The organism is Micromonospora sp. DT53 (assembly GCF_049841535.1).
Classification (GTDB): Bacteria; Actinomycetota; Actinomycetes; order Mycobacteriales; family Micromonosporaceae; genus Micromonospora.
Genome location: NZ_JBNCKM010000005.1, coordinates 341,166 through 365,874 on the forward strand (window position 1 = coordinate 341,166; position 24,709 = coordinate 365,874).

26 protein-coding genes are annotated in these 24,709 nt (G+C 72.7%); 12 read left to right on the forward strand and 14 right to left on the reverse strand.

The features are described 5' to 3' along the window. Positions 1 to 26 precede the first annotated feature (26 nt). From ACLQ3B_RS18515 to ACLQ3B_RS18525, 3 genes are all read right to left on the reverse strand, one after another. The gene (locus ACLQ3B_RS18515; RefSeq protein ID WP_124820651.1) at positions 27 to 356 is read right to left on the reverse strand and encodes a hypothetical protein; all 330 of its coding nucleotides are present in this window, start codon (positions 354 to 356) and stop codon (positions 27 to 29) included. Between the two features lie 117 nt (positions 357 to 473). Beyond that, entirely contained in the window at positions 474 to 1,319 is an 846-nt protein-coding gene (locus tag ACLQ3B_RS18520; RefSeq protein WP_425781973.1) for a hypothetical protein, read from the reverse strand. A 295-nt stretch (positions 1,320 to 1,614) separates the two neighbouring features. Further along, the gene (locus ACLQ3B_RS18525; RefSeq protein ID WP_425781974.1) at positions 1,615 to 2,208 is read right to left on the reverse strand and encodes a pentapeptide repeat-containing protein; all 594 of its coding nucleotides are present in this window, start codon (positions 2,206 to 2,208) and stop codon (positions 1,615 to 1,617) included. A 97-nt stretch (positions 2,209 to 2,305) separates the two neighbouring features. Between ACLQ3B_RS18525 and ACLQ3B_RS18530 the strand changes: the two genes are divergently transcribed. After that, on the forward strand, positions 2,306 to 3,538 hold the full coding sequence (locus tag ACLQ3B_RS18530; RefSeq protein ID WP_425781975.1) for a serine hydrolase domain-containing protein: 1,233 nt from the start codon (positions 2,306 to 2,308) through the stop codon (positions 3,536 to 3,538). A 414-nt stretch (positions 3,539 to 3,952) separates the two neighbouring features. Here the strand turns inward: ACLQ3B_RS18530 and ACLQ3B_RS18535 are convergent, their stop codons facing one another. Continuing rightward, positions 3,953 to 4,417: a PPOX class F420-dependent oxidoreductase gene (locus tag ACLQ3B_RS18535; RefSeq protein ID WP_425781976.1), complete on the reverse strand. Its 465-nt coding sequence runs from the start codon at positions 4,415 to 4,417 to the stop codon at positions 3,953 to 3,955. Positions 4,418 to 4,453: 36 nt separating this feature from the next. Then, the gene (locus tag ACLQ3B_RS18540; protein ID WP_425781977.1) at positions 4,454 to 5,092 is read right to left on the reverse strand and encodes a DUF6642 family protein; all 639 of its coding nucleotides are present in this window, start codon (positions 5,090 to 5,092) and stop codon (positions 4,454 to 4,456) included. 304 nt (positions 5,093 to 5,396) lie between these two features. Here ACLQ3B_RS18540 and ACLQ3B_RS18545 point away from each other — a divergent pair, with 304 nt between their 5' ends. Next, positions 5,397 to 6,176: a D-Ala-D-Ala carboxypeptidase family metallohydrolase gene (locus tag ACLQ3B_RS18545; protein WP_425781978.1), complete on the forward strand. Its 780-nt coding sequence runs from the start codon at positions 5,397 to 5,399 to the stop codon at positions 6,174 to 6,176. A 101-nt stretch (positions 6,177 to 6,277) separates the two neighbouring features. Here the strand turns inward: ACLQ3B_RS18545 and ACLQ3B_RS18550 are convergent, their stop codons facing one another. From ACLQ3B_RS18550 to ACLQ3B_RS18560, 3 genes are all read right to left on the reverse strand, one after another. After that, a complete protein-coding gene (locus ACLQ3B_RS18550; RefSeq protein ID WP_425781979.1) occupies positions 6,278 to 6,688 on the reverse strand; it encodes a hypothetical protein in 411 nt (136 codons plus the stop codon). Between the two features lie 144 nt (positions 6,689 to 6,832). After that, positions 6,833 to 7,576, reverse strand: a complete 744-nt coding sequence (locus ACLQ3B_RS18555) for a response regulator (protein WP_425782143.1) — start codon at positions 7,574 to 7,576, stop codon at positions 6,833 to 6,835. Next, on the reverse strand, positions 7,555 to 8,808 hold the full coding sequence (locus ACLQ3B_RS18560; protein ID WP_425781980.1) for a sensor histidine kinase: 1,254 nt from the start codon (positions 8,806 to 8,808) through the stop codon (positions 7,555 to 7,557). The genes ACLQ3B_RS18555 and ACLQ3B_RS18560 overlap by 22 nt, the downstream gene beginning before the upstream one ends. A 132-nt stretch (positions 8,809 to 8,940) precedes the next feature. Here ACLQ3B_RS18560 and ACLQ3B_RS18565 point away from each other — a divergent pair, with 132 nt between their 5' ends. Genes ACLQ3B_RS18565 through ACLQ3B_RS18580 form a run of 4 tightly spaced genes read left to right on the forward strand, consistent with a single transcriptional unit; the run spans position 8,941 to position 11,982 of the window. Beyond that, on the forward strand, positions 8,941 to 9,837 hold the full coding sequence (locus tag ACLQ3B_RS18565) for an ABC transporter ATP-binding protein (RefSeq protein WP_425781981.1): 897 nt from the start codon (positions 8,941 to 8,943) through the stop codon (positions 9,835 to 9,837). Further along, positions 9,834 to 10,631, forward strand: a complete 798-nt coding sequence (locus ACLQ3B_RS18570; RefSeq protein ID WP_425781982.1) for an ABC transporter permease — start codon at positions 9,834 to 9,836, stop codon at positions 10,629 to 10,631. Before ACLQ3B_RS18565 ends, ACLQ3B_RS18570 begins: the two co-directional genes overlap by 4 nt. Before the next feature lie 2 nt (positions 10,632 to 10,633). Next, on the forward strand, positions 10,634 to 11,383 hold the full coding sequence (locus ACLQ3B_RS18575) for a YqeB family protein (RefSeq protein WP_425781983.1): 750 nt from the start codon (positions 10,634 to 10,636) through the stop codon (positions 11,381 to 11,383). Between the two features lie 32 nt (positions 11,384 to 11,415). Continuing rightward, positions 11,416 to 11,982, forward strand: coding sequence for an SOUL family heme-binding protein (locus ACLQ3B_RS18580; RefSeq protein WP_425781984.1), 567 nt, complete (start codon positions 11,416 to 11,418; stop codon positions 11,980 to 11,982). Between the two features lies 1 nt (position 11,983). On the opposite strand, the gene ACLQ3B_RS18585 is transcribed toward ACLQ3B_RS18580, so the two are convergent. The 3 genes from ACLQ3B_RS18585 to ACLQ3B_RS18595 are packed head-to-tail and all read right to left on the reverse strand — an operon-like array spanning position 11,984 to position 16,233. Beyond that, positions 11,984 to 13,018, reverse strand: a complete 1,035-nt coding sequence (locus tag ACLQ3B_RS18585) for a hypothetical protein (protein ID WP_425781985.1) — start codon at positions 13,016 to 13,018, stop codon at positions 11,984 to 11,986. 42 nt (positions 13,019 to 13,060) lie between these two features. Then, complete coding sequence (locus tag ACLQ3B_RS18590; RefSeq protein ID WP_425781986.1) at positions 13,061 to 15,490, reverse strand: FtsX-like permease family protein; 2,430 nt, start codon at positions 15,488 to 15,490, stop codon at positions 13,061 to 13,063. After that, the gene (locus ACLQ3B_RS18595; protein ID WP_425781987.1) at positions 15,484 to 16,233 is read right to left on the reverse strand and encodes an ABC transporter ATP-binding protein; all 750 of its coding nucleotides are present in this window, start codon (positions 16,231 to 16,233) and stop codon (positions 15,484 to 15,486) included. The genes ACLQ3B_RS18590 and ACLQ3B_RS18595 overlap by 7 nt, the downstream gene beginning before the upstream one ends. 168 nt (positions 16,234 to 16,401) lie before the next feature. Between ACLQ3B_RS18595 and ACLQ3B_RS18600 the strand changes: the two genes are divergently transcribed. From ACLQ3B_RS18600 to ACLQ3B_RS18610, 3 genes are read left to right on the forward strand one after another with little or no spacing between them, the layout of a single operon-like run. Then, entirely contained in the window at positions 16,402 to 17,559 is a 1,158-nt protein-coding gene (locus tag ACLQ3B_RS18600; protein ID WP_425781988.1) for a sensor histidine kinase, read from the forward strand. Beyond that, a complete protein-coding gene (locus tag ACLQ3B_RS18605; protein ID WP_425781989.1) occupies positions 17,556 to 18,224 on the forward strand; it encodes a response regulator in 669 nt (222 codons plus the stop codon). Before ACLQ3B_RS18600 ends, ACLQ3B_RS18605 begins: the two co-directional genes overlap by 4 nt. A gap of 29 nt (positions 18,225 to 18,253) precedes the next feature. Continuing rightward, positions 18,254 to 18,796 (forward strand): DUF1697 domain-containing protein, encoded by a 543-nt coding sequence (locus ACLQ3B_RS18610; protein WP_425781990.1) that lies wholly within the window; start codon positions 18,254 to 18,256, stop codon positions 18,794 to 18,796. Positions 18,797 to 18,838: 42 nt separating this feature from the next. Here the strand turns inward: ACLQ3B_RS18610 and ACLQ3B_RS18615 are convergent, their stop codons facing one another. Both ACLQ3B_RS18615 and ACLQ3B_RS18620 read right to left on the reverse strand, forming a co-directional pair. Beyond that, positions 18,839 to 19,834 (reverse strand): MBL fold metallo-hydrolase, encoded by a 996-nt coding sequence (locus tag ACLQ3B_RS18615; RefSeq protein ID WP_425781991.1) that lies wholly within the window; start codon positions 19,832 to 19,834, stop codon positions 18,839 to 18,841. Positions 19,835 to 19,988: 154 nt separating this feature from the next. Continuing rightward, positions 19,989 to 20,912 (reverse strand): serine hydrolase, encoded by a 924-nt coding sequence (locus ACLQ3B_RS18620; protein ID WP_425781992.1) that lies wholly within the window; start codon positions 20,910 to 20,912, stop codon positions 19,989 to 19,991. A gap of 52 nt (positions 20,913 to 20,964) precedes the next feature. On the opposite strand from ACLQ3B_RS18620, the gene ACLQ3B_RS18625 reads away from it, so the two are divergent. After that, positions 20,965 to 21,930 carry a LysR family transcriptional regulator gene (locus ACLQ3B_RS18625; protein ID WP_425781993.1) on the forward strand — a complete coding sequence of 322 codons (966 nt, stop codon included), beginning with the start codon at positions 20,965 to 20,967 and terminating at the stop codon, positions 21,928 to 21,930. Between the two features lie 97 nt (positions 21,931 to 22,027). Next, complete coding sequence (locus ACLQ3B_RS18630; RefSeq protein ID WP_425781994.1) at positions 22,028 to 22,879, forward strand: aldo/keto reductase; 852 nt, start codon at positions 22,028 to 22,030, stop codon at positions 22,877 to 22,879. 85 nt (positions 22,880 to 22,964) lie between these two features. Here the strand turns inward: ACLQ3B_RS18630 and ACLQ3B_RS18635 are convergent, their stop codons facing one another. Beyond that, the gene (locus tag ACLQ3B_RS18635) at positions 22,965 to 23,807 is read right to left on the reverse strand and encodes a helix-turn-helix transcriptional regulator (RefSeq protein ID WP_425781995.1); all 843 of its coding nucleotides are present in this window, start codon (positions 23,805 to 23,807) and stop codon (positions 22,965 to 22,967) included. Positions 23,808 to 23,909: 102 nt separating this feature from the next. Here ACLQ3B_RS18635 and ACLQ3B_RS18640 point away from each other — a divergent pair, with 102 nt between their 5' ends. After that, positions 23,910 to 24,662 (forward strand): SDR family oxidoreductase, encoded by a 753-nt coding sequence (locus ACLQ3B_RS18640; protein WP_425781996.1) that lies wholly within the window; start codon positions 23,910 to 23,912, stop codon positions 24,660 to 24,662. The last annotated feature ends 47 nt before the right edge of the window (positions 24,663 to 24,709 follow it).

A 24,709-nucleotide genomic window follows, 5' to 3' on the forward strand; every position in this document is an offset into this window, starting at 1 on the left:
AACACGCCTCCCGGCCCGGCGAGCGCTCAGGCCGGACGGTCCGGTGGGGGGACCACCGCCGTCGGGTCGCCACGCTCGATGAGCGCGGCGATCTCAGCGGCCCGCAGCCCGCGCAGCGCCAGCACCTGGGTGCCCCAGCGGTGCAGGCGGCACGGGTGCGGGCTGGCATCGTTGCGGCAGACCACACCCCCGGACCACCGCCGGGGGGCGTGCACCACCACCGCCCGTACGGCGAACTGGGTGTCCTCGCCCGTCACGTACGGCGGCAGGGGAATGTCGCGAAGAACCTCCCCGGACGCTTCACCGGTGCCGGACGAAGCGGCACGACGGACGCGGTGGGCGGTGCTGCTACTCATCTCCGCTGCCTCCACACTGGATGGTCGGATGGGGACAGCAGAAAGTTACGACGCATCCGTCAGTCCGCGACGGACAAACTGTCCCGCGGTGCGAGCGTGCAGCGATCGACCAGTCAGTCAGCGCACCGCCACGGCCTGGAGGCCGACGTTGCCGCAGTGCGGCGTGAAGACCTTCTCGACGGTCCAGTTCAGCAGCAGTCGCGCGCCCTTCGGCACTGTGAAGCGGATGGTGAACTGGGCACTCTGACTGGTGTAGGGGTCTTCCAGTCGGGCGGTGCTGGCGGGCCCGCCGGTGGACAGCCGCGCTTCCAGTCGCCCCCGAGCCATCCAGATGCCGCCGTAGAGCTGGACCGTGCGCGGCTCGCCGCTGCCGGTGATGGCGAGGCTGAAACCGTTGCCGGCACCGCAGGTGTAGACGCCGTTGGAGCTGCCGTTCGTCGACCGCTCCGGTGTGCCGTCGGACCAGCGCACGTACTCCTGGTTGCCGTCCCAGCCGACCCGGTGGCCAGCCCCACCCCCGTCGATGATCTCCCCAGAGCCGGAGCGCTTGCGGATCGTCGACCTGCCGCCACGCTCCCCCCAGTGCACCCAGTCCTTGGTGCCCACGGCGGTGAGGTCGACGGCGGCGGGCATCTCCCCCCGGCTCACCGACAGCGCCGGCGAACCGGGCTTGGCCGGCGGCGGGGCGGGCGCGCTTGTCGACGGCGTCGGGTCCGGCGAGGGTGGGCGCTGGCGGGGACGCAGACCGGGAGTCGCCGGCCCCGCCTCGCCGGTGCGCCCGTCGGCGGCGGGGAGACCGGGGGAACGGCCGACCCCGGCGGGCACGCCGCCCGGACCCGCCCGGTCGTCGTCGGGCTCCGGACCGGACCGGGTGCCGAGGTACGAGATCAACACCACCAGGCAGACGAGTACGGCGACTCCCTCCACCGCCCAGCGTCGCCGCTGTCGGGCGCGGTGCAGCATGCCGCGGATCACCCCGGTGGTAATGGCAGGCGGACGATGCCTCGAAGGCGAGTCGCCAGCCCTCGAACCAGCCCGCGTGCGGTCTTCGTCCGCCACCGACCCCTCCAACTCCACCGCCCGGCCGTTCTGGACCGCCGCGGACCACACCATCCACTGTGGGCCGATTCACGTTTACCCGGGCGTGGACGACACGCTAGATCCGGACAGCCGGACGTGTCCAGCCCACAACGGGACGCTGTCGGACAACCCGGCCCGCCCGGACGGACGCTTCGGCAGACCACCAGCGCCCTTCGCGTCAACCGATCCGGAAGCCCAGCAGCTGCGCGATGACCACGGCCTGCTCGACGTCGATGACGGCGCCGGCCCGCTCGACGACCGTCGGGTCCAACGCGGTGAGGTCGCTGCCCCGCAGGTCGGCGCCGCCGAGCCGGACGTTGTTCAGCTGCGCGCCGGAAAGATCGACACCAGTGACCGTAGCACCGGTGAGGTTGGCCCTCGTGAGGTCCACCTCGCGCATACGCACGCCGGTCAACCGGACGCCGCGCAGGTCGGCGCCGGGCAGCGCGGCGAAGGACCAGTCGCCGCCGTCCACCGTCAACGGACGCAGGTCGCACTCACTGAAGGTGCTGCCGACGAGCTTGCAGCCGGTGAACTCGGCCTCGAAGAAGTTGCACCGCCGAAAGACGCAACGGGTGAAGGCGGAGTCGACATGTCGGGAGGCGTTGAACGCCACATTGCCGAACGTGCACCCGGTGAAGACCGCACCTCTGCTGACCGCCTCGGTGAGGTCCACCCCGAAGAACTCGCAACCCACGAAGTGCCGGTCGGTCAGCTCCTCGCCGTACCAGTCCTCGTTGCGGAAGGTCACGTCCTCGGTCAGCTCGGGCATCCGGCCAGGCTAGTGGGCGCCGCCGACAGCCGGCGGCCGGCGTGGCCGGTGCCGGCCCCCTTCCGCTGTCGAGGTACCGGCGAGTAGGTTCGGCCGCGTGAGTGTGGCTCGGAGCAAGGACCCGGATCAGATCGGTTTCGACCCGGCGCGACTGGCGCGGATCGACGAGCATTTCGGTCGGTACGTCGACGACGGCCGGCTCGCCGGCTGGCAGGTGGTGGTCACCCGTGGCGGCGAGGTGGCGCACTCCTCGACGTACGGGCTGCGCGACCGGGAGTCGGGCGCACCGGTCGAGCCAGACACGCTCTGGCGGATCTACTCGATGACCAAGCCGGTCACCTCGGTCGCGGCGATGATGCTGTGGGAGGAGGGCCGGTTCGAGCTGACCGACGAGATCGGCCGCTGGCTGCCCGAGTTCGCCGACCTGCGGGTCTACTCCAAGGGGTCGGTGCTCAAGCCGTACACCGTGCCGGCGGTCGAGCCGATCCGGGTCTGGCACCTGCTCACCCACACGGCCGGCCTGACGTACGGCTTCATGCAGACCTCGGTGGTCGACGGGCTCTACCGGGCCGCCGGCTACGACCTGTCCCCGCCGGCGGACGTCGACCTCGCCGCCGCCTGCGCGGCCTACGGCGAGCTGCCGCTGCTGTTCCAGCCCGGCTCGGCGTGGGGCTACTCCGTCGCCACCGACGTGCTCGGCCGGCTCGTCGAGGTGATCTCCGGGCAGAGCCTCGACGCGTTCTTCGCCGACCGGATCTTCGGCCCGCTGGGCATGACCGACACCCGCTGGTGGGTGGAGGGCGACGCGGCCGACCGGCTGGCCGCGCTCTACGCACCGGAGCCGCGCAGCGGCCGGGCCGTCCGCTACGACCGCCTCGGGTCGCTGGCGTTCAGCAAGCCGACGCTGCTGTCCGGCGGCGGCGGTCTGATCTCCAGCGCCGCCGACTACCACCGCTTCACGTCTTTGCTGCTGCGCGGCGGCGAGCTGGACGGCGTCCGGCTGCTCGGGCCGCGCACGGTGCGGTTCATGACCCGCAACCACCTGCCCGGTGGTCAGGACCTGGGCACCCTGTCCACCGGCGGCTTCGCCGAGACCACCCTGGACGGGATCGGCTTCGGCCTCGGCTTCGCGGTGGTCGACGACCCGGTCCCCAGCCGGGTGCCGAGCAGCGTCGGCGAGTTCTACTGGGGCGGGGTGGCCAGCACCGCGTTCTGGGTCGACCCGGCCGAGGAGATCACCGCGCTGCTGTTCGCGCAGCTGATGCCGTCGAGCACCTACCCGCTCCGCTCCCAGCTGCGCCAGCTCGTCTACGCCGCCCTCGTCGAGTGACCGGGCTGTGGCGCGACGCCGCGGACAATCCACCTGGCGGCGGATCGACCCTGCTCACCACACGTGGCACCCGCTTCATCGCCGCGTACTGACCATCGCGGCGAACGAGGTCGAGGCCGCCGAACCGACTCTCCCTCGCCGCCTGTAGAGCTGCCCCAGATAAGGGGCAGACGCAGAAGGCGGCACGCAAAGGGCGGCACGCAAAGGGCGGCACGCAGAGGACGGCACGCAGAGGACGGCACGCAGAAGGCGGCACGGCACCCGCAGAAGGCGGACGCGCCACCCTCCTCGTCCGCCCCATATCCGGGGCAGCTCTACAGCACGCCAACCCATCCGGCGGGGACGGGCGCGTTCCTGTCTTCGGGCGCTACCGGACCTGGGGTGGCGGTCATAGCCGCGTACTGATCTGGCGCCTCAGTCGGCGAGGCGGGCGGGGAAGCCGCCGGTGGCGATGGGGCCCCAGGCGTCGATGGTCACCCGGATCAGGGACTTGCCCTGGCGGACCATGGCCGCCCGGTAGTCGTCCCAGTCCGGGTGCTCGCCGGAGATGCTGCGGAAGTAGTCGACCAGCGGCTCCAGAGCCTCGGGCAGGTCCAGCACCTCGGCGGTGCCGTCGATCTGCACCCAGGGGCCGTTCCAGTCGTCGCTGAGCACGCAGGCCGAGACCCGGGGGTCGCGACGCAGGTTGCTCACCTTGGCCCGCTCGGGGTAGGTGGAGACGACCAGCCGCCCCTGCCCGTCGACCCCGGCGGACACCGGGGAGGACTGCGGGCGCCCGTCGGCCCGTGTGGTGATCAGCAGGACGCGGTGTCGCGGGCGGAGGAAGTCGAGCAGGCCATCCCGGTCGACCCGGGTGTTCCTTGCGATGCTGCGTGCCATTCCCCGTTCCTACCAGACCAGGGTGGGCGCGGCGGGTCAGCGGGGTCGGGCCGTGGCCCGGTGCACCGCCTGGGTGGGCACCCGGGGGCGGCCGGACGGACGCCAGGCCCGACCGTTGGCGTAGATCACCCGGAAACCGAGGTACGACGCGAGCGGCGCCCAGTGGGCGGAGCCCATCCGCAGCTCGGCGGCATTGTGTCGCTGGCCGTTGGCGAGCACGTCGAGGAGGACGGTTTCGAAGGCCGCCGATTCGACCCAGTCGACTTCGCGGGTGAAACCGCAGATCAGAGCCGCTCCGGTGACCTCCAGGAACTCGCGCAGCACCGCATCGGAGGCGCGCAGCACCGAGCAGCTGCCGAAATAGAGTCGCCGCCCCTCGGCGCGGCCGGCCATCAGCTCGGCGACCTCGTTCAACTCGACCGACTGCCAGTCGGTGAGGCAGAGCCGGCTCGGCTCGCCGTGCATGGCGAAGAAGCCGACCCGGTGGTCGGCGTACTGCTTGAGCAGCCAACGGTCCAGGAAGTAGAACAACTCGTCGCGGGTGGCCGCGTCCTTGTGGATGAAGCGGATCTTGCCCAGCCGCTCCAGCAGCTCCAGGGTGGGCAGCACCGAGCCCCGCTCGTTGAGGTCACGATGCCACTGACCCTCGACACAGAAGACGCCACCGCGTGCCACGCGCACCTCCGCCAGTCCGCCGCCCGGGGCTGACGTTACCGGCCGCCATTGCTCCCGGAACATCACCCTCGGTGGTGCATATTGCGACGTTCGGTGCGCTTGACCGTAGGAGGGCCGATCGGCGGGGAATGACTGTTTCGCAAATCAGCCTAATTCCCAGGCAACACCCAGGGACAGCGGATTGTGAGCACGATTCTCGTTAACCGCCGCCAACGGCACGGATCAGTGCGAGGGTGGAAATCACGGGACTTCTCGGTCGATGTCCTGGAGCCACCCCATTCGCTCTCCTATCGGGAGGACTTCTGTGCGCGTAAACACCTTGAAGCGTGCCGCCGTCGCATTCGCCCTGGCACTGCCCGGGGCCGCAATCGCCACGGTGATCGCCGCGCCGGCGGCGCACGCGGACGGCTGTTACACCTGGAACCGCACCCTGAGCCAAGGGCGTTCCGGAGGTGATGTCCGCCAGTTGCAGATTCGGGTCGCCGGGTGGGCCGGCTACCGGGACATCGTGGAGAACGATGGACGCTACGGGCCGAAGACCGCCGCCGCGGTCAAACGATTCCAGCAGGCGTACGGGCTGCGCGCCGACGGCATTGCCGGCCCACAGACCTTCGCCAAGCTGTACCAACTCCAGGACAACGACTGCACGCCCGCGCACTTCAGCTACAGCGAGTTGGACAACGGGTGCGGCGGGAGCGGCTGGAGCGGCGGCCCGCTGTCGGCGAACCAGACCAAGCAGAACGCGCTGCGCACCATGTGGAAGCTGGAGGCGCTGCGCAAGGGCCTCGGCGACAAGCCGCTCTACGTGTCGAGTGGCTACCGCAGCCGCGCCTGCAACAACCAGGTCGGCGGCGCGTCCGACAGCCAACACCTGTACGGCAACGCGGCCGACGTGACCTCACGGACGTCCTCGCTGTGCCAGGTCGCCCGAGGCGCCCGCAACAACGGCTTCAGTGGGATCTACGGGCCGGGCTACCCCGACCACGACGACCACGTGCACGTCGACTCGCGTCGGGAGAACAACAGCGACAGCAGTTCGAACACGACGAGCTGGTCCGCCCCGGACTGCGGGGTCGGTAACTGAGCCGCCCGCTCAGAGCGACGTCGGCCCGACGCGGAGGGGGAATCTTCGCGCCGGGCCGACGTCGTGTCGCCCCGGGTCGGGTGGGCGGAGGGGTAGCGCGCTCAGCTCGCCCGGGGCCAGCGCGGCGCGGTGACGGGGGGAGTCACCGGCCGGCCAGCAGCGGTGGGCCGTATCCCCTGGGGGACGACCCGCGCGGCCTGCTGCCGCGACGGCCCGGTCGCCGTGAACGGGAACGGCACGTGCACGAACGGATTACCGTGCCGGATCAACGCCTCGATCTGCCGCTCGTTGAGCCCGTGTGCCTCCAGCACCCGTCGCCCCCAGCGGTGCAGCCGGCACGGGTAGGAGGCGCCGTCGTTGCGGCACAGCGGCCCGGTGGGCCACTCCTCGGCGGTGTGCACGACCACCGCCCGGACCGCGAGCCGGACATCCTCCGGGGTCAGCGGCGCCGGCATTGGCACCTCACCCAGTACCTGGTCGATGGGATCCGTCGACTGCTCACCAACGCGCACGGCAGGCCTCCCGCAGTTCGGCAGCGGTACGGCGGACCTACCGCACCGACATCCTCGGCCATGGGTACGGCGGACACTTGACGAAAGTTCAATTCCGGTACGCGGTAAGCAGATCCTCTGCCGACAAGCCGGCGCGACCGCTCGTCAGACGAGGCCGGCGTCGTGCACGAGCAGCGCGACCTGGACCCGGTTGTTCAGCTCCAGTCGGGTCAGCAGCCGGGAGACGTACGCCTTCACCGTCGCCACGCTCATGAACAACTCCCCCGCGATCTCCGCGTTGGTGTGGCCCCGCCCCAGCGCGACCGCCACCTGCCGCTCCCGCTCGCTGAGCCCGGTGAGCAGCCGCAGCGCCCGTTCCCGGCGCGGGTCCGCGCCGACCGGGCCGGGGGCGGCGGCGGTCACGTGGGCGATCAACGTCCGGGTCACCGTCGGGGAGAGCGTCGCCTCGCCCGCCGCGACCCGGCGTACCGCGCGGACGATCTCCGCCGGTGGGGTGTCCTTCAGCAGGAAACCTGCCGCCCCGGCGCGGAGCGCCCGCAGCACCTGCTCGTCGGCGTCGAAGGTGGTCAACACCAGCACCTCCGGCGGGTGCGGCTGGGCACGCAGCGCCTCGGTGGCGGTCAGCCCGTCGACCCGGGGCATCCGGATGTCCATCAGCACCACGTCCGGGGCGTACGCGGCGACGGCCGCCGGCACCTCGCCACCGTCGGCCGCCTCGGCGACCACGGTCAGGTCCGGCAGACCGCCGAGGATCATCGAGAGCCCGGCCCGGACCAGCGCGTCGTCGTCCACGATCAACACGCGCACCGGCGGCCCGGCCGCGTCGGCGGGCCCGGTCGCGCCCGACGCGGGGCCGGCCGGGTCGGTCACGCCGGCCACGGCAGCCAGGCGGCCAGCCGGAAGTCACCGGTGTCGTCCCGACCGTAGGCGAGCCGCCCGCCGGCAAGGGTGACCCGTTCGCTGATGCCGACCAGCCCGGTGCCGGCACCCGGCAGCGTGCCGCCGACCGGTGCGCCGACCGGCCACCGGTTGCCGATCGCCACGGTCAGCCCGGTGCCCGGACCACCGGCCACGTCCACGGTGACGGCAGCGCCGGCGGCGTGCTTGCGGGCGTTGGTCAGCCCCTCCTGCACGATCCGGTACGCGGCCCGGCCCAGCGCCGCCGGCACCTGCTCGGGGCTGGCGACGGTGTCACTGACGTTCACTCGCACCCCGGCCGACCGCGACTCGGCGATCAGGGCCGGCAGGTCGGCGAGGGTGGGCTGGGGTGGCTCGGGGGCGTCGCCGGCACCGTCGTCCTCGGCGCGGAGCACCCCGATCACCTCGCGCAGGTCCTGCAAAGCGGCGTGCGCGCTGCCCCGGATCACCCCGGCCGCCCGGGCCACCTCGTCGGCCGGCGCGTCCGGGCGGAACTCCAACGCCCCGGCGTGCAGGCTGAGCAGCGAGATCCGGTGGGCCAGCACGTCGTGCATCTCCCGGGCGATCCGGGTGCGTTCGAGGTGGCGGGCCTGGGTGACCCGGAGTTGCTGCTCCGCCTCGGCCCGCTCGGCCCGCTCCCGCAACGACACGATCAACTGCCGGCGGGCCCGGACGAACATCCCCCAGGCCAGCACCGCCAACGTGAGCACCACGCCCCACGACACGGTGGCCCAGTACGGCCAGTTCGGGTCCGGGCGCGTCCAGCTGAAGACCAGGTTGGTGAGGAGGCCGGCACCGGTGATCGTTATCGCGACGGCGGTGCGTCGGTGCACCACCACGGTGAAGTAGAAGATCAGCAGCGGTACGGCCGCGGCCAGGGAGAACAGGTTCAACGGCAGGGTGGCCACCACCAGCCCGAGCGGCCACCGTCGCCGCACCCAGAGCAGCCCGCAGCAGACCAGCCCGAGCAGCGCGTCCACGCCGATCATCCAGTCGTGCGGCAGTGGTATCGCCGTCTCCGGGGCGGGCGACAGGGCGTCCATGGTGGCGAACAACACCCAGAGCAGCCCGACCATGAACGCGAGGCTGTCGACCACCCAGTCGCGGGTGGTGCGGCGCGGGTGCGCCCGGTCACGTTCGCCCGGCACGACCAGCTCCCCCGGCAGCAGCCAGGGGTGTTCCGGCACGGCGAGGCTGGTCACGCACCAATGCTAGGCAGCCGAAGGGCACCACGACCAGCTACCAAAGTCGAGACCCGAACGTCGACCTTGGTCGGCGTGGCACCGACCGCCGGCCGCAGCGGACGGCCGGGCGGCGCGGGCAGGCTCAACCGCATGATCACGGTAGAGAACCTCACCAAGCGATACGGGCCACACCCGGCCGTTGACGACGTGTCGTTCCAGTGCGAGCCGGGCACCGTCACCGGCTTCCTCGGCCCCAACGGCGCCGGCAAGTCCACCACCATGCGGATGATCTGCGGGCTCACCGCCCCGACCGCAGGCCGTGCCACCGTCTCCGGTCACCCGTACCGGGAGCTGCCCAACCCGGGACGGGAGGTCGGGGTGCTGCTGGACGCCTCCGCCCAGCACGCCGGGCGGACCGGCCGCGAGGCGTTGACGCTGTCCGCGTACACCATGGGTCTGGACCGGCGCGAGGTCGCCGCGAAGCTCGACCTGGTCGGGTTGAACGCGGTGGCGGCGAAGCGTCGGGTACGGGCGTACTCGCTGGGCATGCGCCAGCGGCTCGGGCTGGCGCATGCGCTCCTCGGCGACCCCCGGGTGCTGATCCTCGACGAGCCGGCCAACGGCCTGGACCCGGAGGGGATCTTCTGGATGCGCGGCCTGCTGCGCGACTTCGCCGACCGGGGCGGCACCGTGCTGCTCTCCTCGCACCTGCTGCGCGAGGTGGAGGCGGTCGCGGACCGGCTGGTGGTGATCGGGGGTGGCCGGATCGTGGCCCAGGGCGACAAGAACGAGCTGCTGGCCGGCGGCGGCACCGTGGTCCGGGCCCGCGACGACGCGGCGCTGCGCCGGGCCCTGGAGGTAGCCAACCTGAGCGCCGCCGACAGCTCGGAGGGGCTGCTCGTGCAGGCCGACGCCGAGGCGGTCGGTCAGGCCGCCGCCGATGCCGGCGTCGCGTTGGCCGAGCTGCGCCCCGCCAGCGGCGGCGGCCTCGAACAGCTCTTCCTCACCCTGACCGCCGGTGAATCGACAAAGGAGGCCGTCCGATGACCACCACCACCGCGCCCGCCGCGGGCGCCGTCGCGCCCCGGCACCACACTCCGGTACGCCGACCGTCGCTGCTCCGCCTCAGCACCGTGGAGCTGCGCAAGCTCGTCGACACCCGGGCCGGTCGCTGGCTGTTGATCACCATCGGCCTGGCCACCGCCGCGATCGTCACCCTGCAACTGATCTACGCCGAGGACGCCGACCAGACCTTCCTCAACTTCTTCGTCCCCTCGCTGCTGCCGGTGTCGGTGCTGCTGCCGGTGCTCGGCATCCTGTCGATCACCAGCGAGTGGTCGCAGCGGACCGCCCTCACCACGTACGCCCTGGTGCCCCGCCGGGAGCGGGTCGTCGCCGCGAAGCTGATCGCCGTGATGCTCACCGCGCTGGCCTCGGTGCTGACCAGCCTCGTCGTCGCCGCCGCCGGGACGCTTGTGGCGTCCGCCACCGGCGGTGCGGGCACCTGGCAGCTCGACGGGTCGCTGGTCCTGAACGCGGCGATCCTCCAGGTGACCAGCGTGTTGATGGGTGCCGCCTTCGGTCTGTTGCTGCTCAACCCGCCGCTGGCGATCGTCGGCTACCTGCTGCTGCCCACCCTGTGGGGAGTGCTGGGCGAGATGGTCAAGCCCCTGCGCGGTCCGTCCGAGTGGCTGGACACCAGCAAGACCATGGAACCGTTGTTCAGCAGCGACGCCGTCACCGGCGGGCAGTGGGGGCGGATGGCGGTGTCCCTTCTGGTCTGGATGGTCCTCCCGCTGGCCGCCGGCCTGTACCGGACGCTGCGCCGCGAGGTGTCCTGACCATGGACGTGGCCGACTACCGTCCGCGCACCGTCGTCAGCGGCGGCGCGACAGAGCTGGCCGTCATGTGGGGTGGCTTCCCGCTGGCCGGCGCCGGCCTCGGATGGCTCCTCGCGGCGACGACAGGTTGGCTGGCCCGGCTGCCCTGGGTGCCGTTCGGTGACCTGATCGAGTGGCTGGACCGGCTACCCGAGCCGCAGGCCACCGCCGGCGCGGTCGCGGTGGGCGTCCTGGGCGGCCTGGTCGTCGCCGGGATCGGCACCGCCGAACGGCTGATCGTCACCGTCGACGCGGCGCAGGTCCGGCTGCGCCGCTCCAACGAGAACCGGACCGTCGCGCGGGCCGACGCCCGGGTGGTGTTCCTCGCCGACAAGCACCTGGTGCTGCTGCACGCCGACGGGACGGAACTGGTCCGGGAGTCGACGGACCTGCCGGCCGCGAAACTGGCTGCGGCGTTCCGGGCGCACGGCTGGGGTTGGGCCGACGAGGACCCGCACCGGCCGGCGTACCGGCTGTGGGTTCCGGGCCTGCCCGGGTTGCCCGCCGGCGCGGACGCGCTGCTGCGGGCCCGGGAACGGGCGATCGGGCGGGACCGCCGCGACGACGCCCGTGAGCTGCGTCGCGAGCTGGGTCTGATCGGGGTGGTGCTGCGCGACGAGGGCAAGCGGCAGTACTGGCGGTTGACCGCCCGGGCCCTCGCCTCCGGGCCGGAGCAGCCGACTTCGGCCGAGCGGGAGCCGGACGGGCGGTAGCGTCTGTCCCAGCAGACCCTGGGAGCCGCGCGATGACCGAACAGCAGCCGTACCGGGTGGTGTCCCGACACCCCGGCTTCGAGCTGCGTCGGTACCCCGCCCACCTGGTGGCCGAGATGCAGATCCAGGCGTCCTTCACCCGGGCGCCGATCGAGGCGTTCCGGCCGCTGGCCGCGTACATCAACGGCGCCAATCGGGCCCGGCACCCGATTGGTTCCGCCGCGCCGGCGATGTCGGCGGCGGCCAGCGGCTCGGAGAAGATCGCCATGACCGTGCCGGTGGTCCAGATCGAGGGCGAGTGGCCGGGCGCGTACCTGATCCAGTTCGTCATGCCGGCCACCTTCACCACCGCCACCCTGCCCGAGCCGGTGGATCCCCGGGTGCGGATCCATGCGGTTCCGGCGCGGCTGGCGGCGGCGATGCGGTTCTCCGGACGGTGGACGGAGCAGGCGTTCAGCCAGCGGGCCACCATCCTCGGGCGGTCGGTGACCGCGGCCGGGCTGCAACCGACAGGCGCCATCCGGTACGTGCGCTTCGACCTGCCGTGGAAGCCGTGGTTCCTGCGCCGCAACGAGGTCGTGCTGCCGGTCGTCGAGTGACCTACCTGAGCTGTCGGCGGTCCTCGACGCTCGGTCGCGCCAGCAGCACGGCCATTCCCAGCCCGGAGAGCAGCCCGGCCAGGGAGATCAGCAGATCGGAGTCGGCGGTGCTGATCGGGCTGTTGCCGGCCAGCTCGGTGAGCGTCGCGCCGATCGGCAATATGGTCATCATGGTGATGGCCGTGGCCACCAGGAACACCACCGGGCCCACCAGCGCGATGAGCGCGACCAGGGCGTGGTGCCACCAGATCGGCCGGCCGCCCGGCCAGTCCCAGGCCAGCAGGGTGACTCCGGTGAGCAACACCGCCCCGAGAGCGGCCTCCGGGAGGAGTCGTTCGCCAGGAGCGACGGCACGGACCCACCCGACGCCGAGCAACGCCACCACGATGAGGCCGGCCGCCAGCCCGACCCGAGCCCGGCTCCGCGCCGGAGCCGCCGTCAGCGCGGCACCGACGGCCAGGGCCACCAGCAGCGCGGCGGTGGCCAGGGCGCCCTGGTTCAGCTCCGGCTCCCGGTCGGTCGGTGACTCCATCCCGGCCGCCACCAGCGTCAGCACCCCGGCCACGCAGGCCGCGCCGGTCAGCACCCGCCGGTCGGCCGCCGACGGCCTCCCGCGCTCCCCTGCCGAGTACGTGTCGGGATCCGACGCCGGCGGGGCGGCGCGCTCCCACCAGAGCAGGATCGCCGCGACCAGCCCGAGCACGGCGTAGCCGGCGACGGCGAGCCGCACCGTCGCGTCGACGCCGATCAGGTCGGCCCGGTCGATCGCCACGTCGGCGGCGACCCAGCAGCCGCCCAGCACCACCGCCGGGCCGCTCCACCGCACCTGCCCCCGCCCGGCCAGCACCAGCCCGGTCGGCACCGCCATGATCGCCATGAACCGCAGGTCGCGCGCCCAGTAGGAGTTGTTGCCCGGCAGGTGCTCCGACCACGGGCCGAGAGGCTCGGTCAACGGTTGCCACGTGGTCATGCCGTACGCCCAGAGCGCGACGGCGGCGGCGGAGAGGAGCAGCCCGACCGGGCGTGCGGATCGCATCCGTGGACGGTAACCGCCCGACCGCCCACGCGGGGGGAACGGTCATCCGACCAGGCCGACCGGCGACCGGGCCGGACGGTGTCGTAGCAGCCGCCACGTCGGCAGCACGCTGGACACCACGGCGAGTAGCAGGCACAGCCCCACCACCCCGGCGACCACCGGCCACGGCACCACCAGGTCGACGGGGGCGCCGACCTGCTCGGCGAGACCGGCACCGATGCTGAGCAGACCGACGAACGCGACAGCCCCACCCAGTAGCGCGCCGATCAGGACCACCAGGACGGACTCCGCCGTGACCAGCCAGATGACCTGCCGTCGGGTCGCCCCGGCCATCCGGATCAGCCGCAGATCCGCGGCACGGCCGGCGGCGGCCAGCAGCAGCGTGTTGGCCACCGCGATGGCCCCGTAGCCGGCGGACACCCCGATCAGCAACAGGGTGAAGAGCCAGACGAGGCGGTCCTCGGCGGCGTCCGCCTCGGCCGCCCAGCCCGGGACGTCGAGGATCCGAGCGCCGACCGGCGGATCGATCCGGTCCCGGAGGTACACCGTGGACGTCAGCGCCGACGGGTCGTGCGTCCGCACCACCGCCCGGGGCACGAGCAGGTCGCCGGGGATCGAGGTGTCGCTGACCACGGCGACGACGCGCAACGACACCGACGTCCCGTCGGCGAAGATCACCGGGTACGGCTCGGACGGCAGTCGGTTCGCCGAGGCGGTGACCACCACCGTGTCGTCGCCCCCCAGGTCGTTGAGCGAGCCGGCGACGACGGTGAGCACCCGGTTGGCGGCGGTGAAGCCCTCCGGATCCACACCGAGCGCGGTCATCGGCCGGTCCCGCGGCGACGTTCCGGGATCGGTGCGGTAGACGGTGGTCGGCAGCAGGGCGGTGCCGCCGGTCGCGGCGACGGCCCGGTCGGACAGGCCGGGCGCACGGTCGGGCACGACGATCCAGCCGGCGTTCACGTTGTCCGCCCGACCCGCCGCGTACGCGGCGGTGGTGGTGCGCACCATCCCGGACACCAGCACCGCGAACGCGACAGTGAGCAGCACCGGCGCGGCGATGGCGGCGGTTCGCCGGGTCGCGGTCAACGCCCCGCCCCGGACCAGCATCCCGATCGCGCCACCGGGACGACGCACCGGCGAGCGCAGCAACCACACCAGCGGCCCGATCACCACAGGGGCGAGCACGGTGGCGCCGGCCACCAGCGCCATCACCGCGTAGAGCGCGTACTGCGCCCCGACCCGAGCCTCGTCGGCGGTCGCCGTGCCAACACTGAGCGCGGCCCCCGCCGCGACGAGCAGCCCCCCGGTGGCGGCGCGCAGCCACCCGATCGGCCGCTGTTCCACCGCCGCATCACGTAACGCCTCCAACGGGCGCACCCGCGCCGCTCGGCGGGACGCCGACCAGACGGCCAGCAACGCGATCACCGGCCCGGCGGCGAGCGAGACGGCGATCGGCCAGAGTTCGTAGTGGACCCGGAAGGTCGACGGCTCGTAGCCGACGTCGACAAGCAGCCGACCCAGCAACGGGGCGAGCGCCGCGCCCACCAGCAGGCCGACGAGCCCCGCCGAGACGCCCACGACGAGCGCCTCCAGGTACACCATGCGGCGCACCTGGCGTCCGGTGGCGCCGACGGCGCGCAGCAGGCCCAGCTCACGGCGGCGCTGCGCGATGGTGAACGCGAAGGTGGAGGCCACCACGAACACGGTGACGAAGCCGGCGAGGGCCGCCGTGGCGGTGAGCACCTGCATGCCGATCCACCGGGTACGGGCGTCACCGCGCGGCTCCAGCGCACCACGGGCGTCGCCGGTCAACACCCGTCCGTCGCCGCCGACGACTCCGCGAGCCGCCACGGCGACCCGTTCGGGATCGGCGCCCGGCGCGAGCACCAGCCCGATGGCCCGTACGCCGGGCGCGAGCGCGGCGGCGACCTCGTCCGCGACATGGACGCCGGGGCCGTCTACCAGCCCGGAGACCGTGTACGACTCCGGGCCGACGGCGGTCAGCAGGGTGACCGGGGCGCCGGCGCGCAGCCCGAGCGCGCGGTCGACGACCACCTCGCCGGGCCTGCGGGGTGGCTCTCCGGCCGTGAGGCGCAGTCCGCCCAGCTGGGCGCTGGACCAGCCGTGCCCCTGGTAGGCGTCCTCCCGACGGGTGTCGGTTGCCGAGGGCCGGCCGTCGACGAGCGGCTGAGCGTAGAAGGTGCGGTCCGGCACCGCCGCCACGACGTCCGGCAGACCTGCCAGCCTGCCGACGAACTCGGCCGCCGCGCTGGCGGACCAGGGCCGGGTCGGCACGAACTCCTCCGCTGACGCGCCCGCTTCGGGGCTCTGCACCACGACCGCTGCCCGCGCCAGCCGGTCGGGCACCTGTGGTCGCCCGGAAGCGAGCAGCAGGGTCGCCGCCGCGACGAGCGTGACCCCGATGGCGACGGCCACGAACGCGCTGGCCGACCGCCGGACCCTCACCACGACGACTCCGCGACGGTCTCCCGCTCGGCGATCCGCGCGGCGACGGCGGCGGCGGCGATCGGGCCGGTCAGCTCGTCGACGACGCGGCCGTCGGCCAGCAGGAGGACCCGATCGGCGTACGCGGCGGCGGCGGGATCGTGGGTCACCATCACGACGGTCTGCCCGTGGTCGTCGACAAGCGCACGCAGCAGCCGAAGCACCTGCCGGGAGGACGCGCTGTCCAGCGCGCCGGTGGGTTCGTCGGCGAAGACCACCGCCGGACGGGTGATCAACGCTCGGGCCACGGCGACGCGCTGCTGCTCGCCGCCGGACAGCTCACTCGGCCGGTGCCCGGCCCGGTCGGCGAGTCCGACGGCGGCGAGAGCGGCGGCGACGTCCCGGGCCGGCGGGCGCCGGCGGGCCAGGCGCGACGGCAACTCGACGTTCTGCGCGGCGGTCAGCGTGGATACCAGGTTGAACGCCTGGAACACGAAGCCGATCCGGTCCCGCCGCAGCCGGGTCAGCTCGTCCTCACCGAGGTCGTTGAGGCGGATGCCGTCGATCGTGACGGTCCCCTCGGTCGGACGGTCCAGCCCCGCCGCGCAGTGCAACAGGGTGGACTTTCCCGAACCCGAGGGGCCCATCACCGCCGTGAACGTGCCGCCCGCGAAGCCGGTGGTCACGCCGTCGAGCGCCGTCACCCGCCGGGTTCCGGTGCCGTACACCGCGCGCAGCCCCGTCAGGGTCACCGTGTGTGTGGTCATGACCGATACGGTCCCGAATGCGGGGCTGCGGCGCGTCGTGCCAGGACTGGCACTTTCCGACCCTCCCCCGGGTGGAGTCGGCGGCCCGCAAGCGCCGGCGCGTCGTCCTCGGGGATGACCACCCACAGGCGGACGCGGCCGGCCCACCCGGCCGATACCGTTCGACGGGTGACCGCTCTCCTGCTGACCCGACGGATGCGACCGGTGGACCTGTACACCGTGGACGCCCTGCTGGCGGTGGCCGTGGGCGGGCTGCTCTGCCCGTACGCGGCGCTGGAGTCGCCGCTGCACGGTGGCGTACGCGAGCCGCTCTGGGTGTCCGTGCTGGTCGGGATGGCCCTCGGGCTGCCGTTGGCCGTCCGGCGACGGTGGCCGATGGCGGTGGCCGGCGTGATCAGCTCGATCACCACCGTCGCCCTGATCACCGGGGTGATACCGGACTTCGCGGCGGCCGCGCCGGCGTTCGCCATCGGCCTGTCCTTCTACACGGTGGCCGTGTCGACGCCCACGCGCCGGTCGATGCTCTGGGCTGCCGGTTGTCTCGCCCTGGTGAGCGTCGCCCTGGTGCTGACCGCGGGTGACCTCTGGTCGCGGACGGGCGCGGTCGTCTACGCCGCCGTCATGGTCGCGCCGGCCTGGGTGATCGGCTGGCTGGTCCGGGAGCGACGCGCCCTCGCCATCCGGCAGAGTGACCAGCTGGTCCGTCAGGCCGCCACCGAGGAGCGGTTGCGGGTGGCGCGCGAGCTGCACGACGTGGTCGCGCACACGCTGAGCCTCATCGTGGTGAAGGCGGCCGTCGCCAACCACGTCGCCGAGGCCGACCCGCGTGAGGCGGGCGCCGCTCTCCGGGTCATCGAGGAGACCGGCCGCACCGCGCTGACCGACGTGCGTCGCGTGCTCGGCGTCCTGCGGGAGGACAGCCCGTACGCGCCGACGCCCGGGCTGGACGAGTTGCCGGTCCTCGCCCGGCAGGCGGCGATCGGCGGGGTCGACGTGCGGCTCGACGTGCGGCGGGAGGAGCCGGCCGGCGCGGTGCCGGAGTCGGTGGGCCTCGCGGTGTACCGGATCGTGCAGGAGGCTGTGACGAACGTGGTGAAGCACGCGGCGCCGGCCGCCTGCCGGGCTACGGTGACCGTCCTGCCCGACGAGGTGCGGGTGGAGGTGACCGACGACGGCCAGCGGCCGGTCCTGCTCGGCGGGGAGGGGCACGGGTTGATCGGCATGCGGGAACGTGTGGCGTTGCACGGCGGGGAGTTCCGCGCCGGCCCACGCTCCGACTGTGGCTTCGCGGTGACGGCCAGCCTGCCCTACCGGGTGGCCGCGTGATCCGCGTGCTGATCGCCGACGACCAGGCGCTGCTGCGCGGCAGTTTCCGGCTGCTTGTCGATCTCAGCCCGGACTGCGAAACCGTCGGCGAGGCGGGCACCGGCGTGGAGGCTGTCGCGTTGACCGGGCAGCACCGGCCGGATGTGGTGCTGATGGACGTCCGGATGCCGGAGATGGACGGCATCGAGGCGACCCGGCGGATCTGCGCCGACCCGGCGACGGCCGGCACCCGGGTCATCATCCTGACCACGTTCGACCTCGACGAGTACGTCTACGGGGCGTTGCGCGCCGGAGCCAGCGGCTTCCTGCTCAAGGACACCCCACCGGCGGACCTGCTCACCGGGATCCGGGTGGTCGCCGCCGGGGAGGGGCTGCTCGCGCCGACGGTGACCCGCCGGCTGATCGACGAGTTCGCCCGGCAGCCGGAGCCGACCCGGCCCTTGCCCCGCCAGCTCGACGGGGTGACCGATCGGGAACGCGAGGTGCTCGCGCTGATCGCCCGGGGCCTGTCCAACACGGAGTTGGCCGCGCACCTCAACCTCAGCCAGGCCACCGTCAAAACGCACGTCGGGCGGCTGCTGACCAAGCTGGCGGTACGCGACCGGGCGCAACTGGTCATCGTCGCGTACGAGACGGGCCTGGTCGGGCCGGGCGGCCTACGCTGAGCCGGTCGGCCGCGAACCCAGGAGGAGCCATGAACCGCTACGTCGCCCTGCTGCGCGGGGTCAACGTCGGCGCCACCACCCGGCTGGCGATGGCCGACCTGCGCCGGATCGTCACCGGCCTCGGGCACGAGGACGTCAAGACGTACCTGCAGAGCGGCAACGTGGCCTTCGGCAGCACTGTGCGCGACGCGGAGAAGGTGGCCGCCGGCATCGCGCGGGCGCTCACCGCCGAGCTGGCGCTGACCGTGCCGGTGCTGGTGCGCAGCGGTCGGGAGTTGGCGGCGATCACCGACGGCAACCCGTACGCCGACCGGGAGGACGACCCGACGCGACTGTTGGTGGCCTTCCTCGCCACCGCGCCGAAGAAGTCCGCGGTGGACGCGCTGGCCGTGCCCGGTGGCGAGAACGTGTCGTTCACGGTGACCGGTCGGGAGGTGTTCCTGCACTACGTCGGCGGCGGTTACGGGAAGTCGAAGTTCACAAACGCGTACCTGGAGAAGAAACTCGGCGTGGTGGCCACCACCCGCAACTGGAAGTCGGTGCGGGCCCTGGCCGAGATGACCGCCCCCTGACCGGGGTGGGGGCCGCGACGCGACGACCCCCACCGACGCCGCTCAGAAGTGGTACGCGGTCTCGTACTCGGGCACCAGCACCCGGCTGCGCGGCGAGATCCGGCGCACCGCAGCGATCATCTCGTTCAACCGGGTGCGGTCGGTCGGGGCGACCGGCGGCGGGTTCTGCAACGCCGTCTCGAAGTTGTCGTAGTGCACCGGCACCACGACCTTCGGGTGGTCGAGGCCGGCCAGCAGCCGGGGCAGGTAGTCGCCGGTGGTGGTGGCGTTCTGCATGGCCACCATCGCCACGTCGGGCGCGAGGCCGGTGAGGTTCCGCTCGGCGACGTCGCTGGCCCCGGTGAAGTAGACCGACGGGCCGCCGTCGACTCGCAGCAGGTAGCCCAGCGTGTCGCCCTCCGGCAGGTCGGCGATGGTGGCCGGCTGCGGCGGCGGGCTCACCCGCACCCCGGGAAAGGCCACCGAGTACGACGGGTTGCGGCTGTGCAGCGAGCCGACCACCTCGACACTGTGGTCGCCGAAGTCCAGCACCTCCCCGCCCTTCACGGCGCTGAGCTGCGTCGCCGGCAACCCGTAGGCCAACCCCAGGTGGTACGCGGTAAGCGTGCCGAACACCCGCGCGCCGGTGCGCTTGGCGATGTACGGCACGTCCATGAAGTGGTCCCAGTGGGTGTGCGTGACCAGCACCGTCATGGCCCGGTCGACGCGCGGGTCGATCACGTCGGGGCGCACGGTCAACGGGGTCTCCGTCTTGAACGCGCCGGTGAACAGCCCGGTGTCGATCCGGCTGAGGAACGGGTCGACGAGAACCGTGCGGTCGCCGATGTCGACGCGCCAGCCGGCCGTACCCCACCAGCGGAAGCTGACCGCGCCCTTGCGGCGGGCGGTCGGCGCGGCTGCGGCGGCCGGCGTGGGTGCGGCGGCCGAGGGCGCGGCCTGGGCCGGGGTGGCGACGCCGGCGGCGAGACCACCGGCGGAGACCAGGGCGGTGGTGGCGGCGGCGTCGCGCAGGAAGCGTCGGCGGTCGAGATTGGGCATGCGGATCTACTCCCCGTGGTCGGGCGATGTGTCGACCACGAGCCAACCAGCGCCACCGGGCCGCGGTCCAAGATCGAGGGCCGCCGGCTTCGATACGCCACCGGATATCGGTGCTGGTCGGTGGGGGTGCGGCGGCGCTCGGACCGGCGGAAAATCAGTCGCCGCGCAGCGCCTCGACGGCCGTCCGGGCGGCCTCCCCCATCGCCAGGTCCACGTCGATGCGACGCGGGGTCAACTGTTCGGCACGGGCGAAGACGGCGATCGCGTACCGGCCGCCGTCGGGGTATTCGGCGACCCCGGCCTCCAGGTGGAACCCGGGCAGGGTTCCGGTCTTTCCGGAGACCCGGACGCCCGGCGGGAAACCGGCCGCCAGCCGGGTCCAGAAGATCTGCCGGGCCATCCAGGTGCGGACCGTCGCGCAGGCCGCCGCCGGCCCGGCCTCGTCCCGCCAGATCAGCGTGAGCAGCCGGGTGATCTCCCGGGCGGTGCTGGACGTGGTGTGCGCGGGGTCGAAGACCCGCATGGCCCGGACCCGGTCCACCGGCAGGGTGGGGAAGATCCGGGCGAACTCCGCCTCGGTCCGGGCGCCCACGTCGGCGAGCATCATCTCGACCAGCTCCCGAGGACCACCGAGCACACGGGTACGGGTCAGCCCCAGCTCGACGGCGAGCATCGGCAACAGGTCCGGGCCGACCCGGCGCAGCAGCAGGTCGGCGGCCGTGTTGTCGGTCACGGACATGGCGAAGTACGCGAGGTCGCGCAGCGACACCTCGGCGTCGTCGGCGCAGCCGGCCAGGCCCCACCCACCGAGCCGGTCGGCGGCGGTGACCACTACCCGCTCGGTCGGGTCCAGCTGACCGGCCTCGACCTGCCGGGCGAACTCCAACACCAGCAGGATCTTGAAGATCGAGGCGATCACCACCTGCTCGTCGGCCCGCACACCTACCTCACGAAGACCGCCGACCGGGCCGCCGCCCTCGACGGCGCTCAGGTCGACGGCGTCCAGGTCCACGACGTGCAGGCTGGCCGTCACCCCGACGGCGGCGAAGATGGCCTCGATGCGTTCCTCCACGTCCACGACAGCACGGTATCCAGCGTCGCCGTGGCGGCGCTGGCGTAGGGTCCCGGCCGTGGATCTGCTCCGGCACCTGCGGCACTTCGTGGTGGTCGCACACGAACTGCACTTCGGGCGGGCCGCGGAGCTGCTCGGGATGGCCCAGCCACCGCTGAGCCAGTCGATCCAGCGGCTGGAACGGGAGCTGACGGTCGAGCTGTTCGACAGGTCCCGTCGCCAGGTACGCCTCACCACCGCCGGTGAGCTGCTGCTCGGCGAGGCGGAGGAGCTACTCGCCGGGGAGGGTCGGCTCCGCAGCCTGATGGGGCAGATCCGCGCAGGTGAGCTGGGCGTACTCCGGGCCGGGGTGCCACCGGAGACGCCCGCCGTGACGCTGCGCTCGCTGCTGGACGGGCTCACCACCCGGGCGCCCGGCCTGGACGTGGAGCTGCACGAGCTGACCACGGCCGAGCAGGTGCGGATGCTCGCCGAGCGGACCCTGGACGTGGGGCTCGTGCATCACCCGGTGCCGGCGGAGGGGCTGCGTTTCGGCGCCCCGGTCGACGTACCCCTGGGGGTGCTGCTGCCGCGCACCTCGCCGCTGGCCCGCGGCCGTGCGGTGACGCTCGCGTCGCTCTCCGACCTTGATCTGGTGGCCGCGCCCCGCGCCACCGCCCCCGGCTGGCACGACCATCTGCTGGCGGTGTGCCGACAGCACGGTTGGCGCCCGACCCGGGTGCGCCCGGCCCGCAACCCGGAGTTCCTCTTCGGGTTGGTGCTGGCCGGAGGCGGGGTGGCGGTGGAACCGGCGGCGGTGGCCCGTCGGGAACCCCGGATGGCCTGGCGGCCGATCACCGACACGCCGCTGGCCAGGCGCACCTCGGCGGCCTGGCCGGAGCGGGCCGCGCACCCGGCGGCCGCGATGTTCGGCCAACTCGCCGCGGAGGTGCTGGCCGACGCCGAGCCCACCGCGACCGCGCCGCCCGCGACATCGGTGCCGGCGGAACGGCCGTGGCCGGTGCTGTTCGACACGACCGGGTGAACAGATCCGCCGTTGCGCTCGTCACCCGCGGTTGGGCGGTGAATCGTCCACCCACCCGGGTATGGATGACAGCTAACGAAGACGCGAAGGAGCCGCAGTGGCAATCACGATTCCCGACATCAGCCTGAACGACGGCAACACCATTCCGCAGCTCGGCTTCGGGGTGTTCCAGATCGAGCCGAAGGACACCGTCGCGGCGGTGACCACCGCGTTCGAGGTGGGCTACCGGCACGTCGACACCGCCCAGATGTACGGCAACGAGGCCGAGGTCGGCGAGGCGGTACGCGTGTCCGGCCTCGACCGGGGCTCGGTCTACGTGACCAGCAAGCTGAGCAACGCCTTCCACCGCCCCGACGACGCCCGCAGGGCGTTCGACTCGACGCTGGCGGCGCTGAAGATGGACTACATCGACCTGTTCCTGATCCACTGGCCGCTGCCGACCCTGTACGACGGCGACTACGTCTCGACCTGGAAGGTGCTGGAGGAGTTCCAGCGCGACGGCCGGGCCCGCTCGGTCGGCGTGTCGAACTTCCAGGTGCCGCACCTGCAGCGGCTGGCCGACGAGACGAGCGTCGTGCCTGTGGTCAACCAGATCGAGGCGCACCCGTACTTCGGCAACGACGAGGTCCGCGCCTACGGCCGTGAGCACAACATCCTCACCGAGGCGTGGTCGCCCATCGCGCAGGGCAAGGTGCTCGACGACCCGACGGTGGTCGACATCGCCGAGCAGCTCGGCCGGACCCCGGCGCAGGTGGTGCTCCGCTGGCACGTGCAGCGCGGCGACATCATCTTCCCGAAGTCGACCACCCCGAAGCGGATCGCGGAGAACACCGGGATCTTCGACTTCGAGCTGGACGACGCGGCGATGGAGCGGATCACCTCGCTGGACAAGGGCGAGGCCGGCCGGCAGGGCGCGAACCCGGACACCTTCGCCTACCTGCCCAACTGACCCGGGCCGCCGGCCGTCCGGCGGATGATGTCCCGGAGAGCGCCATACCTCAGAGTCTTGCGAGGTGTGGCGCTCTCCGGCGAGGTCAGGAGCCGACGCGCTCGGCGATCCGGCGGAACGCCGCCTTAGTCGGTGAGCCGGGTTCGGGGACGTAGACGATCATCCGCTGGTCGGTCTCCGGCACCAGCAACACACGGCACTCGAACTCCAACGGCCCCAGGTCGGGATGCGGCACCCGCTTCACGACAGGTCGGCGTTCCCCGACCTCGTGCTCAGCCCAGAGCTGGGCGAATCGGGGTGAGGTGCCGAGCAACTCGGTGACCAGCTCCCGGATCGCCGGGTCGGCCGGGTAGCGGCCGTAGGCGGCGCGCAGGTCCGCCACTGTGCTGCGCACGAACCGAAGCACCTCGGCGTCGTCCCAGTAGCCGTTGGTCGCCGGCTGCCGAAACGTCCAGCGGATCATGTTTCGGTCCGCGTCCGGCACGGCCGCGAGATCCCCCACGAAGTACGTGGCGAGCCGGTTCCAGGCCAGCACGTGGTACGCGGCGTCGACGAGGTACGCCGGGGTCTCGGTCATCGCGTCGAGCAGGTGCCGCAGCCCGGCAGTCACCTCCCGGCTCGGGCCGACGGTCGGCGGCGGGTGCTCCCCGGCGATCCGGAACAGGTACTCGCGCTCGTCCCGGCTCAACATCAGCGCCCGGGCCATCGCCGCGAGCACCTGCCGGGACGGGTGCGGCCCACGGCCCTGCTCCAACCGGATGTAGTAGTCGATCGACATCCCGGCGAGCTGGGCGACCTCCTGTCGACGCAGGCCGGGGGTGCGCCGGCGTACCCCGTCGGGGAGGCCGACCTCGGCGGGCCGCAACCGGGCGCGGCGGGTGCGCAGGAACGCCGCCAGTTCGTCACGCCGCAGGCCGCTGCTCGTCATGCCCCCAGCATGCCTCGGCCCGGGTCAGCGAGGGTGGTACCGCTGGTCCCAGCCTCGGCCCGTCTCTCCCCGCGTGGCGCCCACGCGGACAGGCTCGACGGCATGACGAACACGACAGCCCTGATCACCGGGGCCAACAAGGGAATCGGCTTCGCCACCGCCCGACAGCTCGGCGGGCTCGGAATGACCGTGCTGGTCGGCGCGCGGGACGCCGATCGGGGCCGGGCAGCGGAACGGGAGCTGCGCGACGGCGGCGCGGACGCCCGGTTCGTGCCGCTGGACGTCACCGACGCCGAGTCGGTGGCGGCCGCCGCGAAACTGGTGGAAACGGAGTACGGCCGGCTGGACGTGCTTGTCAACAACGCCGGCATCATCCTCGCCGACGGCACGCTGGGGCTGCCCAGCGAGACGACAGTGGCCACGATGCGCGGGGTGTACGAGACGAACGTCTTCGGGGTGGTGACTGTGACGAACGCGCTGCTGCCGCTGCTGCGGCGGGCACCGGCGGCCCGGATCGTCAACGTCTCCAGCGAGGTCGGCTCGATCGCGGCGATGACCGACCCGAACGGCGCGTTGTTCGAGTTGACCTCCGTGCCGTACCCGTCGTCGAAGGCGGCGCTGAACATGCTCACCGCGATGTACGCGAAGGAGCTGCGGGACACCCCGATCAAGGTGAACGCGGCGAACCCCGGCTACTGCGCCACCGACCTCAACAGCCACCACGGCTTCCGCACCGCCGAGCAGGGCGCCGAAGCCAGCGTGCAGCTGGCAACGCTCCCCGCCGACGGGCCGAGCGGGCTGCTCTGGGGCTTCCAGATGGACGCCGGCGGCGGGTACGGCGTGCTGCCCTGGTGAATGAGCGCTTGACCTCGAGCGCGCTCCAGCTTGCAGGGTGACCTGTG

Bases quoted from the DNA above. Each gene is read 5' to 3' on its own strand.
- ACLQ3B_RS18515 (WP_124820651.1), bottom strand. From the start codon at position 356: ATGAGTAGCAGCACCGCCCACCGCGTCCGTCGTGCCGCTTCGTCCGGC.
- ACLQ3B_RS18520 (WP_425781973.1), bottom strand. From the start codon at position 1,319: ATGCTGCACCGCGCCCGACAGCGGCGACGCTGGGCGGTGGAGGGAGTC.
- ACLQ3B_RS18525 (WP_425781974.1), bottom strand. From the start codon at position 2,208: ATGCCCGAGCTGACCGAGGACGTGACCTTCCGCAACGAGGACTGGTAC.
- ACLQ3B_RS18535 (WP_425781976.1), bottom strand. From the start codon at position 4,417: ATGGCACGCAGCATCGCAAGGAACACCCGGGTCGACCGGGATGGCCTG.
- ACLQ3B_RS18565 (WP_425781981.1), top strand. From the start codon at position 8,941: ATGATCACGGTAGAGAACCTCACCAAGCGATACGGGCCACACCCGGCC.
- ACLQ3B_RS18570 (WP_425781982.1), top strand. From the start codon at position 9,834: ATGACCACCACCACCGCGCCCGCCGCGGGCGCCGTCGCGCCCCGGCAC.
- ACLQ3B_RS18575 (WP_425781983.1), top strand. From the start codon at position 10,634: ATGGACGTGGCCGACTACCGTCCGCGCACCGTCGTCAGCGGCGGCGCG.
- ACLQ3B_RS18580 (WP_425781984.1), top strand. From the start codon at position 11,416: ATGACCGAACAGCAGCCGTACCGGGTGGTGTCCCGACACCCCGGCTTC.
- ACLQ3B_RS18585 (WP_425781985.1), bottom strand. From the start codon at position 13,018: ATGCGATCCGCACGCCCGGTCGGGCTGCTCCTCTCCGCCGCCGCCGTC.
- ACLQ3B_RS18595 (WP_425781987.1), bottom strand. From the start codon at position 16,233: ATGACCACACACACGGTGACCCTGACGGGGCTGCGCGCGGTGTACGGC.
- ACLQ3B_RS18610 (WP_425781990.1), top strand. From the start codon at position 18,254: ATGAACCGCTACGTCGCCCTGCTGCGCGGGGTCAACGTCGGCGCCACC.
- ACLQ3B_RS18615 (WP_425781991.1), bottom strand. From the start codon at position 19,834: ATGCCCAATCTCGACCGCCGACGCTTCCTGCGCGACGCCGCCGCCACC.
- ACLQ3B_RS18635 (WP_425781995.1), bottom strand. From the start codon at position 23,807: ATGACGAGCAGCGGCCTGCGGCGTGACGAACTGGCGGCGTTCCTGCGC.
- ACLQ3B_RS18640 (WP_425781996.1), top strand. From the start codon at position 23,910: ATGACGAACACGACAGCCCTGATCACCGGGGCCAACAAGGGAATCGGC.